Genomic DNA, 16353 nt, shown 5'->3' with positions numbered 1-16353 from the left:
TTCAAAATCCCGTTTTAACGAGGTGTTAACCGTCAAATGTTAAAAAATGGCTACCTTTAAGAAAATCGATAAATCAAACTTATGTCAGATACTTCCAAAACGGCGGTCGCACTTTTACTTGGTGTCGCTGTCGGTGCAACACTCGGAATTTTGTTCGCCCCCGACGAAGGTTCAAAAACCAGAAAAAAACTCAAAGACGGTTTTGATGAGAAAAAGGACGAACTCAAGAAAAAATTCGACGAGCTTACTTCTAGCCTGAAATCCAAACTCGAAACTTCCGAAACGGAATTGCAATCCGCGTTTGAAGATGTGGCCGAAAACGTCGACGAGAAATCGAACGAAATCATCGACAGTCTCGAGAAAAAACTCGCTGACCTAAAATCGGCGGCAGCCAAAATGCGGGACTAATGGCGCTTGAAGATCTAAAAGAAAATGCCGAAGACCTAAAAGAGAACGTCAAAGGTTTCATTGACAGCAATGTAGCCTATTACAAACTTTGGTTTTTCAAGGTGGCGATGAAGTCGACGACAATGTTGTTGAAGCTGTTGCTGATTGCGATTTTCCTGACTTTGGTTTTGGTTTTCGTGTCAGTTGCCGCTGCGATCGCCATTGGTTATGCGCTCAACAATTTTGCCTACGGATTTTTGATCATCGGCGGAATTTACATAATCCTGAGTTTGATCGTTTACAACATCAAGGACAAAATCGTCGAAGGCCCGATTCTCGAGAAATTCTCCCAATTCTTTTTCAACGAATAATCATGGAAAACAAGCGCTATTCGTCTTATGCTCAAATTGAGCAAGACCTTGAAATACTCAAGATTGAGAAAGAATTGTACTACCAGAAAGTACTTCAGACGTTCGACAACACAAAAGAAAGTCTCGACCCGAAAAGAATGTTTGGAGGCGTGCCCGATCTTGCGCTCGATATGGTTTCGGGATTCGCCGGACCGCTGAAAGGAATGCTTATAAACTTCGTACTCAAGAAGATATTCAAATAAAAAAGAGGCTTGTCGGCCTCTTTCTTTTTACACGGTAATGTCTGGATTTTCAGGAGTTTCGGGATTGTCCTTTCGATAAATCTTTGTTTTTTCCTTTGGCGGAAGTTCGCGGTTGTGCTTCTTCATCGCCTCGCCAACCTGGTTTGAGGCGGCAAAAGAAACGACCATATTGTTCAACATGTCGTTCGCGGCTTGTGGTGTATTTGGAAGTAAGATCAGGTTCGAATTCGTATCGGCGCCAATCGCTTGCAAAGTATCGTAATGTTGTGTCACGACAATCAATGCCGAAGCTTCCTGAGAGTTGATCCCGACCTTGTTCAAAACTTCTACCGATTCTACCAAACCTCTTGCAATTTCGCGTCTTTGGTCTGCAATTCCCTGACCTTGAAGGCGTTTCGATTCGGCTTCGGCTTTCGCTTTCGCGACAATTCTTATTCTGGCCGATTCCGCTTCGAATTCGGTTGCTGTTTTTTCACGATCGGCGGCGTTGATTCGGTTCATGGCATTCTTGACTTGGATGTCAGGATCGATATCGGTTACCAAAGTGTTGATGATGTCGTATCCGTAAGTTGTCATGGCTTCGTTCAACTCGCGTTTTACGGCGATTGCGATATCGTCTTTTCTCTCGAAAACATCGTCGAGAATCAACTTCGGAACTTCGGCACGAACCACGTCGAAAACATACGCAGTAATCTGATCGTGAGGATATTCCAATTTATAGAACGCCTCGTAAACCTTTTCCTGGATCACTTTGAACTGAACCGAAACCTTGAGTTTCACGAACACGTTGTCTTTGGTTTTGGTCTCGATGATGACGTCCAATTGCTGGATTCTCAGGTTGATTTTTCCCGAAATTCTGTCAATGATTGGAATCTTGAGTTGTAAACCGGAATTTCTTACGCTGTGAAATCTCCCGAAACGCTCGATCACCACGGCACTTTGTTGCTTGACAGTGAAAAAACACGAAAGGAAAATAAAAAGCCCAAGGACTAGAAAAACGATAGTTGGTATATCCATACTGTTTATTTGTTTAGTTATTCCCGTCAAATTACGAAAATTACTTTAGGTTTGCCTAACCAATATTACGTTATGAAAAAGTACATTTTTGGCGCTATTTTGCTGGCGTCATCGGCCGTTTCTGCTCAGTACGGCTATCGCGATTCGAATATGATCGGGCTTTTTGGCGGAATCAACCAGACTTCGGTGAACACGGATAATTTCGACACGAAAGCCGAAACCGGCTGGAACGTCGGGCTTTCCATAAGAGGGAATTTCTACAATGATTTCGATATGGTTTATGCCATCCAGTTCAGCGAGAACAAGTTTTCGGTTCCGACCGTAAATCCGTTATCGCTTCAGGCCGAAGATGTCGACTATACGATCCAAGGCGTGAAAATCTCGTTAATGCCGAGTTACAACATTGTTTACAACCATTTGTCGATCGAGGCCGGACCGGTTTTGGGAATCAACGGCAAATTGAAATACAAGGAAGATTATGAGAATAACGTAATCGACGGAACGCTCGCAACCGTGCCAAGTATAGAAGAAGGCAGTACTTTCAACATTTTGGGAGCTGTCGGAATCACGGCGGGAATTAGGCATTTACGTCTGAATGTACAATATCAGTACGGCTTCAACAATTTCTTTTCAGGTGTGGATGAAGAACCATTCGGAAAGAAAGTCAAAGGAAATCTTGGAATCGTTACCGGAAATCTAATCGTTTACTTCTGATGAAAAGCCTCGTAATCACTGCCTTTTTTATCTGCGGGTGCGCTTTCAGTCAAACGACAGTGTTTCTGAAAGGCGGGGAAAAATTGGTCGCTTCGGATTTTCTCGTGAAACCGGCGAGCAAGAAAGTGGAATTCCGTGCCAACGGACGCGATCACCTCGTGAAATTCGCCGATTTCGATTCGGCCACGACTGATAAAAAAGTGCTCAAGAAGTTCGCGATAGGGAAGAAGGCAAGACTTTTTTACGTTTTGGCACAATCGAAAAATAGAACACTTGGCGTTTCAAGCACGAAAAGAGTTCAGGAAAGAGGCGGATTTTCAGGTGTCGTCACGCGATATGAAGTCGCAGTGATCGAAGACGGAAAAATCCTTAAGGAACTGAGTTTCACTGAAAGCAAGACCAAATCTGAAATCGAGAAACGCGGACAGTTTTTCGAGATCGTGAACCAATATTTCCAGGATTGCACTGATTTCAAGAACAAGGTCGACCTTTTCAGATCTTCTCAAGACGATACAAATTCAATCGTGCTGAACATTCTCGACAATCCCGAAAAAACTTCCTGTAAATAAAAAAAGCTCCGTAATTGGAGCTTTTCTTTTATAAATTGGCGATCGCCCGCTTGATTCGCGAAATCGTCTCGTCTTTCCCGATCAATTCGATGATGTCGAACAAATGCGGGCCTTTTAAGGCACCCACAAGGCTCAAACGCAACGGTTGCATGACTTTGCCCATTCCGATCTCGTTTGACGCCATCCAGTCTTTTACGATCGTTTCTACGTTTGCCGATGTGAAATCCTCGATCGATTCGAGCAATTGAAACAAATCGCTCATCAATGCCGGCGTTTCTTCTTTCCAGTTTTTGGATGCTTTCTCATCGTATAAAGTTGGGGCTTCGAAGAAATAATCTGAAAGTTCCCAGAATTCCGAGACGAAATGCGCGCGTTCCTTGATCAACGAGACAATTTTCGCAAGTTTGGTTTCGTTGGTTGAAATTCCCTTTTCAGATAGCGTAGGAGCGAACAACTTCGCCAATTCCTCATCAGATTTCGAGACAAGATATTGGTGGTTGAACCATTTGTTTTTCTCCGGATCGAACTTTGCGCCGGCTTTGTGCACGCGATTCAAATCGAAACTTTGTGACAATTCGTCCAGCGAGAAAAGTTCTTTTTCTGAGCCGTCGTTCCAGCCCAACAGCGCGAGGAAGTTTACGACAGCTTCGGGGAAAAATCCTTTTTCTCTGTAACCCGATGAAAGGCCATCTTCCGTTTTCCACTCGAGCGGAAACACCGGAAAGCCCAATTTGTCGCCGTCTCTTTTCGATAATTTTCCGTTTCCGACAGGTTTCAGAATCAATGGCAAATGTGCGAATTCAGGCGCTTCCCATCCGAAAGCACGATATAGCAAAACGTGCAGCGGAAGTGACGGCAGCCATTCTTCGCCGCGAATTACGTGAGAAGTTTCCATCAAATGATCGTCTACGATATTCGCCAAATGGTAGGTTGGCATTCCGTCGCTTTTGAACAGGACTTTGTCGTCCAAAAGGTTCGTGTCGAATTTTATTTCGCCTCGGATGATGTCCGTCAGCTGTAGAATCTCGTCAACCGGCGTTTTGAACCGAACCACGAATTCTTCACCGCTGGCGATTCTTTTTTGTGTTTCTTCAGCTGAAATGTTCAACGAATTGTCGAGTCCGCCGCGAACCGAATGGTTGTAGATGAAGGTTTTTCCATCAGCTTCGGCCGATTTTCTTAGGTTGTCAAGACTTTCCGCCGAATCGAATGCGATGTAAGCGTTGCCCGAGTCAATCAATTGGTCGACATATTGTTTGTACAAATCCTTGCGCTCGCTTTGTCTGTAAGGCCCGAACTTTTCGTTTTTCCCGACGGTTTCCGAAGGTGAAATTCCAAGCCATTCCAAGGCCTCGAAAATGTATTGTTCGGCTCCGGGAACGAATCGGCTTTGATCCGTATCCTCGATCCTGAGGTAAAAAACGCCGCCGTGTTTCTTGGCGAACAAGTAGTTGAAAAGCGCTGTCCTGACGCCGCCTATGTGAAGCGGACCGGTCGGGCTTGGTGCAAAACGCACGCGAACTGGTCTTGACATTGTTGAAATTTTTTGCAAAGATAGGGAAGTCGATTGTCGAATGCCGAAAGTCCGGAAAAACCTGCAAGGTTTCCAAAACCTTAATAGGCCTAAAGTTCACCCACGAGCTTGAACTTTCTCGATGCCTTGGTGGTTCGTGTCCGAATAATTAACGTTTTGTGCAACATCAAAATTGTTACTTTTATCGGTTATAGAAAAATCTGCAATTGAAAACGTCAAATATCATTTACGACAAGCTCGAGGCTTTCATCAAAAAATACTACACGAACGAATTGATCCGCGGAAGTTTGTTCTTCGTCGGGCTTGGTTTGCTGTATTTTATTTTTACGCTTTCGGTCGAATATTTCCTTTGGCTCAAACCCGGAGCGAGAACGTTGCTGTTCTGGGCGTTTATTCTCATGGAGTTGCTGTTGTTGGCAAGATTCATTCTGTGGCCAATTTCGAAATTGTTCAAATTGCAGAAAGGCATCGGATATGACGACGCGTCGAAAATCATCGGAAGCCATTTCTCGGAAGTGAATGACAAACTCACGAATTTTCTTCAGCTTTCATCCGATACAAACCAATCGGAACTTTTGCTGGCTTCGATAGAGCAGAAGGCGAGCACGTTGCAACCAATTCCTTTCGGGAACGCGATCAATTTCAGGAAGAACAGGAAATTTTTGCCGTTGGCTTTGCTTCCGATTTTGTTTTTTGCCTTTTTCTACATTTCCGGCAACCAGGAATTCCTTTCGCAAAGTTTGAACCGCGTGGTGAATTACCAAACGCAGTTCCTTCCTCCGGCGCCTTTCAAATTCGTGATCCTGAACGATAAACTCCAAACGGAACAGAACAAGGATTTCGTCCTTCGAATCAAAACCGATGGAAAAGTCGTTCCAGAAAATGCGATGATTTTTATCGGTGATGAAAGTTATTATATGGAATCGGAAAGGGCAGGTGAGTTCCAATTCAAGATCAACAAGCCGAGTTCGAACCTTGAATTTCACGTGGAAGCGAATGCCGTCCGTTCGAACGATTTTGAATTGTCGGTGATTACCGTTCCTTCGATTGCGAATTTTGAAATGGTGTTGAATTATCCGGGTTATCTCAACAAAAAATCGGAGGCAATCAAAGGAACCGGAAATGCGATTTTGCCCGAAGGCACGCGCGTTACCTGGAAAATGAACACGCAGGCGACGCAAAATGTCGATTGGAAAGACGAGGCGAATTCGTTTCCGTTCCTGAAATCGGACAATCAGTTCACGCTTTCCAAAAGTATCACACAAAACACAGATTATCAAATACTTACATCAAATAATAAGGTTTCGAACTACGAAAAGCTCAATTATAGGATTTCCGTAATAAAAGATCAACATCCGACGATCACTGTGGGTAATGCGCCCGACACTTTGAAGGTCGAGAAGAACTATATTTTGGGTCAAGTGTCCGATGATTACGGGCTTTCGAAACTCCAGATCGTGTATTATCCGAAGGGAAGTCCAACTGCTTCCAAGCGTGGAACAATTGCCGTCAAGCACGATGTGTTCGATCAGTTCGTGTTTGCTTTTCCTTCGACGCTTCCGGTTGAGCAAGGTGTTTCTTACGAGTATTATTTCGAGGTTTTTGACAACGATGCGCCACATGGATTCAAGAGCGCGAAGTCGTCGGTTTTTTCTGATAGAATCGCCACTGAGCAAGAGAAAGAGGATGAGAATCTGCAACAGCAAAATTCCAACATCAACAGTCTAGAGAAGTCTCTGAAGACTCAGGAGAAGCAAATGTCAGAGCTCGATAAACTTCGGAACACCGGAAAAGAAAAAGAGAATCTCGAGTTTAAGGACCAACAGAAAGTCAATGATTTCATCAAACGTCAGCAACAGCAGAATGAGTTGATGAAGGATTTCTCAAAGAAGCTTGAAGAGAATCTGGACAAGTTCAAATCTGAAAAGAAAGACGAGTTCAAGGAAGAATTGCAGCGCCGTTTGGACAAGCAGGAAAAAGACTTGGAAAAGAACCAGAAGTTGCTTGATGAACTCAAGGAATTGAACGATAAAATCAGCAAAGAGGAATTGTTCGAGAAGATGGATCAGTTCAAACAGAACGCAAAAAATCAGACAAAAAATCTTGAGCAACTGGTAGAATTGACCAAGCGTTATTACGTTGAAAAGAAGGCTGAACAAATTGCCGATAAACTGGAAAAATTGGCTGAGAAGCAAGACAAGCTTTCAGAAAATGAGAGTCAGAACAGCGCTCAAAAGCAAGATGAAATCAATAAGGAATTCGACAAAATCCAGGAAGAAATGGATCAACTCGAAAAAGACAACAAGGATCTCAAATCTCCAATGGATATTCCGAAGACCGAAAATCAAGAAAAAAGTATCGAAGACGATCTAAACAAATCAAAGGACGAACTTCAGAAAGAGAACAAAAAAGCCGCCAAGCCCAAGCAGAAAAGTGCATCCAAGAAGATGAAGGAGATGGGCAACAATATCATGATGTCCATGGGCGGTGGCGAGATGGAACAAATGGAGGAAGATGTTAAGATGTTGCGTCAGATTCTTGATAACCTACTGGCTTTTTCTTTTTCGGAGGAAGACTTGATGAAAGACTTCAAGAACCTCAAACGAAATGCTCCTTCATACAACAAAAACCTTAAGTCACAACAGGATTTGAAGCAGCAATTCAAGCATGTCGACGATAGTTTGTTTGCGATGTCGCTGCGCAATCCGAAGATTACAGAGAACGTAACGACAGAGATCGGAAATGTGCATTACAACATCGATAAGTCTTTGGATGCTTTTGTGGAAGCCCAAGTTGGAAAAGGAACTTCGCATCAACAGTATGCGATTTCGTCAGCGAACAAACTTGCCGATTTCCTCAGCGAAATCATGAACAGCATGCAAATGCAAATGCAGATGTCGATGGGCGGCGCCGGCGGAAAGAAGCCATCTCCAGGGCAAGGTCAAGGAATGCAGCTTCCCGACATCATCCAAAAACAACAAGGTCTTGGCGACAAGATGAAAGATGGCATGAAAGACGGAAAAAGTCCAGGCGATAAAGAAGGGCAAGGTGACAAACCGGGTGATAAAGGAAAACAAGGCCAGCAAGGCGGACAACAAGGCCAAGGAAAAGGGCAGGGCAAGGGCGAAGGTCAGGGTCAAGGCGAGGGCCAAGGCCAGAACGGAAAGAATGGAAAAGATGGAAAGAGCAACGGCCAAGGTGAAGGTTCGCAAGGAGACGACGGTGAAGGCGATGCACAACAGATCATGGAGATTTATAAGGAACAACGCCAGTTGCGTGAAGCTTTACAAAAAGAGCTGAACAAGCAAGGATTGGGCGGCCAAGGGCAGAATGCCATAGATCAAATGAAACAGATCGAAAAGCAGTTGTTGAACAAAGGTTTCAATAATGAAACGCTTCAAAAAGTACTCAATTTGAAGTACGAACTTTTGAAATTGGACAAAGCCGTGCAACAACAAGGTGAGGAAAAGAAGCGCCAGTCAGAAACGAACAAAAAGGAGTTCAACAATCAAACGAGCGCACTTCCAAAGGCGCTTCAGGATTATTTGAACAGCATTGAGATATTAAACAGACAAAGCTTACCTTTGCGCTCCAATTACAATCAGAAAGTTCAGGAATATTTTAAGGGAAATGATAAGCTTTAATTACGAAACCGAATTCGAGATCAGTGATGAATCTACTTACGAAAAGTGGATATCTGACGTTATTTTATCCGAAGGAAAAAAAGAAGGTGACATCAATTACATCTTTTGTGACGACGAATATTTGCTCGATATAAACCAAAAGTACCTCGATCACGACACGCTTACAGATATTATTAGTTTTGATTATTCTGTCGGGAATGAATTACATGGCGACATTTTTATTTCTGTCGAAAGGGTGAAGGAAAACGCAGCGGAGTTCGGCGTAGCATTTGAAACCGAATTAAGACGCGTAATGGCGCACGGTGTTTTGCACTATAGCGGATACAAAGATAAATCCGAAGCTGACGAGGTTGTAATGAGGAACAAAGAAGAGGAAAAGATGCAAATGTTCCACGTGGAACCTTAAACATCTAAATGTCGAATTTGATAGGCGTGTTTCACGTGGAACATTATGTTTGAAAATGTTTATGATGTTATAGTGGTCGGTGCGGGTCACGCAGGTTCGGAAGCAGCAGCGGCTGCAGCCAATTTGGGCTGCAAGACGCTTTTGGTTACGATGAGCTTGCAAAACATCGCGCAGATGTCGTGTAATCCGGCGATGGGCGGAATCGCGAAAGGACAGATTGTTCGGGAAATTGACGCTTTAGGCGGATATTCGGGAATTATTTCTGACAAGACTGCGATTCAGTTCAAGATGTTGAACAAGTCGAAAGGCCCCGCAATGTGGTCGCCGCGTGTTCAAAGCGATCGAATGCGTTTCGCTGAAGAATGGCGTTTGATGCTTGAGGGAACACCAAACCTTGATTTCTATCAAGAAATGGTTCGCAGCCTTTTGATTGAGAATGGAAGAATCACAGGAATCACAACTTCTCTCGGCGTTGAGATTAAAGCTAGATCTGTGGTTTTGACGAATGGGACTTTTTTGAACGGATTGATTCACATCGGCGAGAAACAATTTGGCGGTGGAAGAGCAGGAGAGAGTGCCGCGTTCGGAATCACAGAAGATTTGGTCAATGCTGGATTCGAGGCCGGACGAATGAAAACCGGAACACCACCGCGCGTTGACGGACGTTCGCTTGACTACAGTAAAATGAATGAAGAAAAAGGCGATGTAAATCCGCAGAAGTTTTCTTATTCAGATGTCACGCAGCCGTTGAAGATTCAGCGGTCTTGTCACATGACTTACACTTCGCCAGAAGTTCACAATATTTTGAGAGAAGGATTTGATCGTTCTCCGATGTTCAACGGTAGAATCAAAAGTCTTGGCCCTAGATATTGTCCGTCGATTGAAGACAAAATCAATCGGTTTGCCGATAAAGAAAGACACCAGTTGTTCGTTGAACCTGAAGGTTGGAATACAGTAGAAGTTTACGTTAATGGATTTTCTACTTCGCTGCCGGAAGATATACAATACAAAGCGCTCAAAACCGTTGCGGGTTTCGAAAATGTGAAATTTTTCCGTCCCGGATATGCGATTGAGTACGATTATTTTCCCCCAACCCAATTGAAACACACACTTGAGACAAAATTGGTCGAAGGTTTGTATTTCGCTGGTCAAATCAATGGAACGACGGGTTACGAAGAAGCGGCATCGCAAGGATTGATGGCCGGAATAAATGCGGCGCTAAAAGTTAAGGGACGAGATCCATTTATTCTGAAACGCGACGAAGCTTACATTGGAGTTTTGATCGACGACCTGATCACGAAAGGAACGGAAGAACCTTATCGCATGTTCACGTCGAGAGCGGAATATCGCACGTTGCTTCGTCAGGATAATGCCGATTTCAGGTTGACTCCCAAATCTCACGCAATTGGGCTAGCTTCCGATGCAAGGTTGAGGCGAATGGAACACAAACTTCACGAAAGTGAAAAGATGGTAAGTTTCTTCAAACAGACAAGCGTTTCGATGGAAGAGGCAAATCCCATCTTGGCTGACAAAGAAAGTGCACCAATGACTCAAGCGGACAAGATGTTCAAAGTTTTCTCGCGTCCGCAGATAGAACTTGATGATATTTTGAAATTTGAGAAAGTAAAAGAGTACATCGCCGAAAACAATCTGGACACGGAAATTATCGAGCAAGCTGAAATACAAGTTAAATACTCGGGCTATATCGAAAAAGAGAGAAATAATGCCGACAAGCTTACACGTTTGGAGGACGTTAAAATTCCTTCCGATTTTGACTATCAAAAGATAAAGTCGATGTCGATCGAAGCGAAACAGAAACTTTCCGCAATTCGTCCGGTCACGATTTCGCAAGCTTCAAGAGTTAGCGGCGTTTCGCCCAGTGACATTTCTGTTCTGTTGGTTCACATGGGCAGATAAGTTTCACGTGGAACGAATCATCTGAAGGCTTATAAATAAAGAGATTGCCGTGATTTTCATGGCAATTTCGTTTTTAAAATAGATATGGAAATAGAGAAAGATAAACTTTTTTTGACGGTAAAAGACCATTCGGTTTCAGGAGAATCCTTCAATTTGATTCGGGATTCTGAACTCGATCTGCTTTATACATTTCCAAAACCTGAAGAAAAAAAACTCGCTTCATACTACGAAAGCGACGACTATATTTCACATACGGATGGAAAACGGTCCATTTTTGAAAGAATTTATCAAATTGTAAAGAAAATTGCGTTAAAAAACAAGCTGAAACTTGTCAATTCGATGCAAGCTTCAAAAGGCAAAATTTTAGACATTGGCGCGGGAACCGGGGATTTCTTGTCAGTCGCAAAAGAAGATGGTTGGCAAGTCGAAGCTATTGAGCCAAGTTCAAAGGCGAGAAAGGTTGCCGAAACGAAGGGAATTTCTTTTAGTGAGGAAACTTCTGCATTCACTGACGAGTCTTTTGATGCGATTACAATGTGGCACGTTTTGGAACACGTCCCAGATCCGGAAGCGCAGTTGAGAGAACTTCACCGTTTGCTAAAACCTGACGGATCGATAATCATAGCAGTTCCAAATCACAAATCATACGACGCAGAATTCTACGGCGAAAATTGGGCAGCGTTTGATGTGCCGAGGCATTTGTGGCATTTCTCGAAAAGCTCGATCGACAAATTGTCCGCGAAAGCGAATCTGAAATTGATAAAGACATTGCCGATGCCTTTTGACGCTTTTTACGTAAGTCTTTTGTCGGAAAAATACAAGACTGGCAAGATGAACCCAATAAAAGCTTTCTTTAACGGACTGAAATCCAACGCAAAAGCGAAAAAAACGGGTGAATTTTCATCTTTGATCTATATCATCCGCAAACCGAAGCTTTAAATCGGAATCAAATACGGCTAAAAACCATCCACCTAACCGAATTTTTATATTTTTACGCGATTTTTAAAAAACCGAAATACAATAATAGAATGAAAAAGACACTCGCAATAGTCGCAATCGCCATCGCAATGGCATCTTGTAACAAAGACGCACAACAGGCTCAGTTTAAAACGGCTTACGTCGATACTGAGAAATTGATGAAGGAATCTGTAGAGATGAAAGATCTCGAGGCGAAATACAAGACAAAAGGCGACGAGATGAGCAAGGAGTTGAAGGCAGAAGCTGAGCGTTTCCAAAAAGATGCGGCTGCGTTCCAAGCAAAAGCGCAACAACTCGGACAAATCTGGGCGCAACAAAACAGCGGTCCTTTGGCACAAAGACAGCAGCAATTGCAATATGCACAAGAGGGAATTTTGCGCCAGCTGCAAAGCGAAAGTGGCGTGGAACAAGATTCACTTGTGTCTAGAGTCGAGAAGTTCCTAAAAGATTTCGGGAAGGAAAAAGGCTACGATTATGTATTTGGAACAGGTGCGTCTGCATCGGTTCTTTATGCGAAAGATCAATATAATATCACCGACGAAGTCATCAAGGCTTTGAACGCGAAGTATGAAAAAGATGGCAAAAAACCTGCGGCAAACGACCAAGCCAAAGTAGAAGCAACGCCGGCCGAAAAAAAATAATTCCGAACCAGGAATAACAAAAATGCTTCTCATCAAGGGAAGCATTTTTTATTTCTGAAATCCAGACGATTAACCAAATTCTTTGTATTTTTCGGGAATCTAATCCACGCCAAAATGATACTATCTGACGCCGCATCCTACGTCTTGCGATTCATCAACCAAACCGATCGCTCCATATTTCTCACCGGAAAAGCCGGAACAGGAAAAACGACACTTCTAAGGGAAATCATCAAGACTACGCACAAAAATACGGTCGTGGTCGCGCCAACTGGAATCGCCGCATTGAACGCTGGTGGCGTCACGATTCACTCCATGTTCCAACTGCCGTTCGGTGGTTTTATTCCAGATTTTACTGCACCGACATTTTCAGATTCCGTAAAGTTCGAAACGCGAGAAAGTTTGCGTCGCCACTTCAAGATGAGCGCCATAAAACGCAGCGTTATCCGAAACATGGAATTGCTCGTGATCGACGAGGTCAGTATGCTTAGGGCCGATTTGATTGACGCCGTAGATTTCATGATGCAGACGGTTCGCAAGAAAAGTGCCCCGTTTGGCGGTGTGCAGGTTTTGTTTATCGGCGATTTGCTGCAACTTCCGCCTGTTATCAAAAATGAGGAATGGGATACGCTCAAGAACTATTACCGCGGAAAATTCTTTTTCCATTCACATGTTGTCCAACGCAATCCGCCTTTGTACATCGAGCTTACGAAGATTTACCGTCAAACGGATGACGCGTTCATAAACATCCTGAACAATCTTCGCAACAACATCGTTTCACGTGAAGACATCGCCGTCCTGAACTCGCATGTGCAACCTGACTTCAATTTGCGTGAACATCCCGGATTCATTACGCTCACGACTCACAATTACAAAGCCGATGCGATCAATTCGGCGGCACTTGAAGTCCTAGATAAACAGACTTTTGAATATAAGTCAGAAATTACTGACGATTTCCCCGAAAGGATTTTTCCGATAGAGGAAACGTTGCGATTGAAAGTGGGCGCACAAGTGATGTTCGTAAAGAACGATCTGTCGAACGAAAAACTTTACTACAACGGCAAGACCGCGACAGTCGTGTCTTTGTCCGATCAGGAAATCCTCGTGAATTTTCCCGAAGAGAACAAAACGATTCCAGTTGAGCGCTATGAATGGCAGAATATCCGATATGTCGTAAATCCGTCCAACAAAGAAATCACCGAAGAAGTTCTGGGAACGTTCGTGCAATATCCCATCAAGCTTGCCTGGGCGATTACCGTCCACAAAAGCCAAGGATTGACTTTCGACAAAGCCGCGCTTGACGTAAGCGACATTTTCCAGCCAGGACAAGCCTACGTCGCTTTTTCGCGCCTTCGTTCGTTAAACGGCCTGATTTTGCTTTCCGCGCTGCGTATGAACGGGCTCGCGAACGACAGAGATGTTATGGAATACGCCGAAAACAAGTCGGAACTCGATGTCCTGGAGAATTCGCTCAAAAACGAGAGTAAAAATTTCACGCGCAACTATCTCAAGAACAGCTTCGATTGGCTCGATTTGGCGCAAAGTTGGCGCAATCACAAGTTCAGTTACAATCAGGAAATCACCAAAAGCGAAAAAAGCAACCACAGGATTTGGGGCGAAAACCAATACGCGACAATCGAAAAATTGCTTGATCCGGCGGCAAAATTCTGTTTGCAACTCGATCGGCTTTTTGAATCGGAAAATCCTGATTTGCAGTTTATTTCAGATCGGATAGAAGCGGCGGTGCACTATTTTCTGTATCCGATGGACAACTTGGTTTCGGAACTTTTTCTCAAAATGGAAGAGGTGAGGAGAATCAAGAAAACGAAGGAATTTTACTCCGAACTGCTTGATTTAGAGGAAGAACAGACCAAAGCCGTGATCTCGCTTTTGCGGATGAAACGTTTTGTGGAAGTTTTGGTTTCGGGCGAAGAATTGTCCAGGGAAAATCTGTCGACGGCCAAAATCCGAAATTATCGCGACGACAAAATTCGCGAAATCCGGGAGCGTTTCAGTCAAAAATTCGGGGAAGTTATCGTCGAAAACGACAATGTTACGATCGAACGTCCGACGAAGAAAAAAGGCAGGAAAGAACCCAAGAAAAGTACAATTCTGGAAACCTTCGAACTTTGGCAGCAAAATTTGTCGGTGGAAGAAATTGCCCAACAGCGAAAATTCACCAAACAGACGATTTACGGACATTTGATAAAACTCGTCGAAAACAAAACTATCGTAGTTACGGACATTCTGACTCAAGATCGCGTCGACGCACTTTCGGAAGTTTTCGTCGGATTCAAGGAAAGCGACACCGTCGGGATGCTGAAAGAAAAACACGGGGAAGAATTCAGTTGGGACGAACTCAAATTATACCGCGCAACGCTCGATTTCAGCCAAGCCAATACACAGCCATCACCGCAGGAATAAAGTAAATCGCAATGGTTCGCGCTCCGTCGTAATCTTTGGCGATCCTTTGTCCGAAAAGCAGGAAAATCAACGTGATGCACGAGAAAACGGCTCCGTAAAATCCGTAGTTTCTTTCACCGTTTGTCAAAAGTTGGATGCTTCCGACGACACAAAAAATGCCGGCTGCGAGCTCCAATGCCAAAATGACGAACAAGGCCATCGGGACACTCGAGCGCAAAAACGTCTTCGAAAAATGTTCCTTCAGCCAACCCACGTTGCCTTTCCAATCGGTAACCTTGTCGTATCCTGATTGGATAAAAGTCACTGCCAAAAACAAAAGAATGAGTATGGATGCGTAGTTCATAGGTTATTTTTTGTGGATGAGACGTGTGAGTTTTATCGAAAGGTCAGTCAAGATTATCTTGGCGTTCCCGTTGCGTTCGATGTGGTAAATGGCGTCGGAAAGTTCGGCAAAAATTTCCGAAATGTTCTTGTCGTTCACAAAAGGGGCAAAGTTCTCGAGTTTGAATTTGTCGACTTTCGGTTCGAAATACACCAGCGGCGAGGCTTGGTAATTGAGCAAAAGCGCCTGTCTAAAAATGTCGATGCAGAAATTGAGGAACTTTTTTTGGGTTTCGCGTCCCAAACCGGCAATGGTTTCGCTCCAAGAGATCAGATCGTTTATCGCCGAAGCATTTCCTTTTGCGCGAAAAGCCGCACGAACCCATTGCACAAACCATTCTTCAAACGGCGTGTCTTCACCGTCTTCGTGCAGTAAATGCAAGGCTTTGTTGAAATTTCCCTGAGCCTGGCGCGCCAGGCGCAAAGCATCACGCGGCACCATATTTTCTTTGGCGACCAAAGTGTCGGCAATGATTTTTTCGGGAATGGCGTTGAATTGCAAAACCTGGCAACGCGAGCGGATCGTCTGCAAAATATCTTCCTCGTGTTCCGAAATCAGGATGAAAACCGTCATCGGTTCCGGTTCTTCTAGCAATTTGAGGATTTTGTTCGACGCTTCGACATTGAGTTTGTCAGCCATCCAGATTATCATGACTTTGTATCCGCCTTCGAATGATTTGAGAGCCAAAGCTTTGAGGATTTCCTTCGCGTCTTCAACCCGAATTTCACCTTGTTTGTTTTTGACGCCCAAAATCTGGTACCAATCGAAAAGACTTCCGTACGGATTGTTCTTCAAGAATTCGCGCCATTCGAGAAGGAAGTCGAGACTTTTGGGGCTTTTCTTGACATCGTCGGTTGTGACTGTCGGATAGACGAAATGCATATCCGGATGTTGGAAATGCTCGAATTTGAGATTGCAGGATTCGTTTCCGCCTGAATTTTCGTTTCCGACATTTTTGCAAAGCACGAATTGTGCATAAGCGATCGCGGCGGCCAAAGTTCCGCTGCCTTCGGGTCCGACGAAAAGTTGCGCGTGTGGAATTCTCCCGGACGAAGCACTCGTCATCAGGTGATTCTTGAGGTGTTCCTGACCAAGGATTTGGGAAAACTGCATGGCGCAAATATAGCGCA

The 16353-nt window shown here is 44.0% G+C and carries 15 protein-coding genes; 11 read left to right on the top strand and 4 right to left on the bottom strand.

What is annotated here, in order from left to right:
• Positions 1–81: 81 nt before the first annotated feature.
• From EOO49_RS07880 to EOO49_RS07870, 3 genes are read left to right on the top strand one after another with little or no spacing between them, the layout of a single operon-like run.
• Positions 82–408, top strand: a complete 327-nt coding sequence (locus EOO49_RS07880) for a YtxH domain-containing protein (protein ID WP_290844410.1) — start codon at positions 82–84, stop codon at positions 406–408.
• The gene (locus EOO49_RS07875) at positions 408–758 is read left to right on the top strand and encodes a competence protein (RefSeq protein WP_290844408.1); all 351 of its coding nucleotides are present in this window, start codon (positions 408–410) and stop codon (positions 756–758) included. The genes EOO49_RS07880 and EOO49_RS07875 overlap by 1 nt, the downstream gene beginning before the upstream one ends.
• A 2-nt stretch (positions 759–760) precedes the next feature.
• Positions 761–1000, top strand: coding sequence for a DUF6327 family protein (locus EOO49_RS07870; RefSeq protein ID WP_290844406.1), 240 nt, complete (start codon positions 761–763; stop codon positions 998–1000).
• A 27-nt stretch (positions 1001–1027) separates the two neighbouring features.
• Here the strand turns inward: EOO49_RS07870 and EOO49_RS07865 are convergent, their stop codons facing one another.
• Positions 1028–2017 (bottom strand): SPFH domain-containing protein, encoded by a 990-nt coding sequence (locus tag EOO49_RS07865; protein WP_290844404.1) that lies wholly within the window; start codon positions 2015–2017, stop codon positions 1028–1030.
• Between the two features lie 72 nt (positions 2018–2089).
• On the opposite strand from EOO49_RS07865, the gene EOO49_RS07860 reads away from it, so the two are divergent.
• Together EOO49_RS07860 and EOO49_RS07855 are read left to right on the top strand one after the other, a co-directional pair.
• Positions 2090–2731, top strand: a complete 642-nt coding sequence (locus EOO49_RS07860) for an outer membrane beta-barrel protein (protein WP_290844402.1) — start codon at positions 2090–2092, stop codon at positions 2729–2731.
• Entirely contained in the window at positions 2731–3300 is a 570-nt protein-coding gene (locus EOO49_RS07855) for a hypothetical protein (protein ID WP_290844400.1), read from the top strand. The genes EOO49_RS07860 and EOO49_RS07855 overlap by 1 nt, the downstream gene beginning before the upstream one ends.
• A gap of 28 nt (positions 3301–3328) precedes the next feature.
• Here EOO49_RS07855 and gltX read toward each other — a convergent pair whose 3' ends face one another.
• Entirely contained in the window at positions 3329–4834 is a 1506-nt protein-coding gene (gene gltX / locus EOO49_RS07850) for a glutamate--tRNA ligase (RefSeq protein WP_290844398.1), read from the bottom strand.
• Between the two features lie 206 nt (positions 4835–5040).
• Between gltX and EOO49_RS07845 the strand changes: the two genes are divergently transcribed.
• The 6 genes from EOO49_RS07845 (at position 5041) to EOO49_RS07820 (ending at position 14841) form a co-directional block, all read left to right on the top strand.
• Entirely contained in the window at positions 5041–8478 is a 3438-nt protein-coding gene (locus EOO49_RS07845) for a DUF4175 family protein (RefSeq protein WP_290844397.1), read from the top strand.
• The gene (gene ybeY / locus EOO49_RS07840) at positions 8465–8884 is read left to right on the top strand and encodes an rRNA maturation RNase YbeY (RefSeq protein WP_290844395.1); all 420 of its coding nucleotides are present in this window, start codon (positions 8465–8467) and stop codon (positions 8882–8884) included. The genes EOO49_RS07845 and ybeY overlap by 14 nt, the downstream gene beginning before the upstream one ends.
• Positions 8885–8929: 45 nt before the next feature.
• Positions 8930–10801, top strand: a complete 1872-nt coding sequence (mnmG, locus tag EOO49_RS07835; RefSeq protein ID WP_290844393.1) for a tRNA uridine-5-carboxymethylaminomethyl(34) synthesis enzyme MnmG — start codon at positions 8930–8932, stop codon at positions 10799–10801.
• Positions 10802–10885: 84 nt separating this feature from the next.
• Positions 10886–11740: a class I SAM-dependent methyltransferase gene (locus EOO49_RS07830; protein WP_290844390.1), complete on the top strand. Its 855-nt coding sequence runs from the start codon at positions 10886–10888 to the stop codon at positions 11738–11740.
• Between the two features lie 89 nt (positions 11741–11829).
• The gene (locus EOO49_RS07825; RefSeq protein ID WP_290844388.1) at positions 11830–12420 is read left to right on the top strand and encodes an OmpH family outer membrane protein; all 591 of its coding nucleotides are present in this window, start codon (positions 11830–11832) and stop codon (positions 12418–12420) included.
• 114 nt (positions 12421–12534) lie between these two features.
• Positions 12535–14841, top strand: coding sequence for a helix-turn-helix domain-containing protein (locus EOO49_RS07820; protein ID WP_290844386.1), 2307 nt, complete (start codon positions 12535–12537; stop codon positions 14839–14841).
• Here the strand turns inward: EOO49_RS07820 and EOO49_RS07815 are convergent.
• A complete protein-coding gene (locus EOO49_RS07815; RefSeq protein WP_290844383.1) occupies positions 14804–15184 on the bottom strand; it encodes a DoxX family membrane protein in 381 nt (126 codons plus the stop codon). The two genes, EOO49_RS07820 and EOO49_RS07815, sit on opposite strands and share 38 nt — an antisense overlap.
• A 3-nt stretch (positions 15185–15187) precedes the next feature.
• Positions 15188–16336 carry a DNA polymerase III subunit delta' gene (locus EOO49_RS07810; protein ID WP_290844381.1) on the bottom strand — a complete coding sequence of 383 codons (1149 nt, stop codon included), beginning with the start codon at positions 16334–16336 and terminating at the stop codon, positions 15188–15190.
• Positions 16337–16353: the final 17 nt, after the last annotated feature.

The organism is Flavobacterium sp., assembly GCF_004295795.1.
Taxonomy (GTDB): domain Bacteria; phylum Bacteroidota; class Bacteroidia; order Flavobacteriales; family Flavobacteriaceae; genus Flavobacterium.
Note: the sequence above shows the minus strand (reverse complement) of the source record. Positions and strands in the feature narration are given on the sequence as shown.

Coding starts and splice junctions, on each gene's coding strand:
- EOO49_RS07880 (WP_290844410.1), top strand. CDS start 82: ATGTCAGATACTTCCAAAACGGCGGTCGCACTTTTACTTGGTGTCGCT.
- EOO49_RS07875 (WP_290844408.1), top strand. CDS start 408: ATGGCGCTTGAAGATCTAAAAGAAAATGCCGAAGACCTAAAAGAGAAC.
- EOO49_RS07870 (WP_290844406.1), top strand. CDS start 761: ATGGAAAACAAGCGCTATTCGTCTTATGCTCAAATTGAGCAAGACCTT.
- EOO49_RS07865 (WP_290844404.1), bottom strand. CDS start 2,017: ATGGATATACCAACTATCGTTTTTCTAGTCCTTGGGCTTTTTATTTTC.
- EOO49_RS07860 (WP_290844402.1), top strand. CDS start 2,090: ATGAAAAAGTACATTTTTGGCGCTATTTTGCTGGCGTCATCGGCCGTT.
- EOO49_RS07855 (WP_290844400.1), top strand. CDS start 2,731: ATGAAAAGCCTCGTAATCACTGCCTTTTTTATCTGCGGGTGCGCTTTC.
- gltX (WP_290844398.1), bottom strand. CDS start 4,834: ATGTCAAGACCAGTTCGCGTGCGTTTTGCACCAAGCCCGACCGGTCCG.
- ybeY (WP_290844395.1), top strand. CDS start 8,465: ATGATAAGCTTTAATTACGAAACCGAATTCGAGATCAGTGATGAATCT.
- mnmG (WP_290844393.1), top strand. CDS start 8,930: ATGTTTGAAAATGTTTATGATGTTATAGTGGTCGGTGCGGGTCACGCA.
- EOO49_RS07830 (WP_290844390.1), top strand. CDS start 10,886: ATGGAAATAGAGAAAGATAAACTTTTTTTGACGGTAAAAGACCATTCG.
- EOO49_RS07825 (WP_290844388.1), top strand. CDS start 11,830: ATGAAAAAGACACTCGCAATAGTCGCAATCGCCATCGCAATGGCATCT.
- EOO49_RS07820 (WP_290844386.1), top strand. CDS start 12,535: ATGATACTATCTGACGCCGCATCCTACGTCTTGCGATTCATCAACCAA.
- EOO49_RS07815 (WP_290844383.1), bottom strand. CDS start 15,184: ATGAACTACGCATCCATACTCATTCTTTTGTTTTTGGCAGTGACTTTT.
- EOO49_RS07810 (WP_290844381.1), bottom strand. CDS start 16,336: ATGCAGTTTTCCCAAATCCTTGGTCAGGAACACCTCAAGAATCACCTG.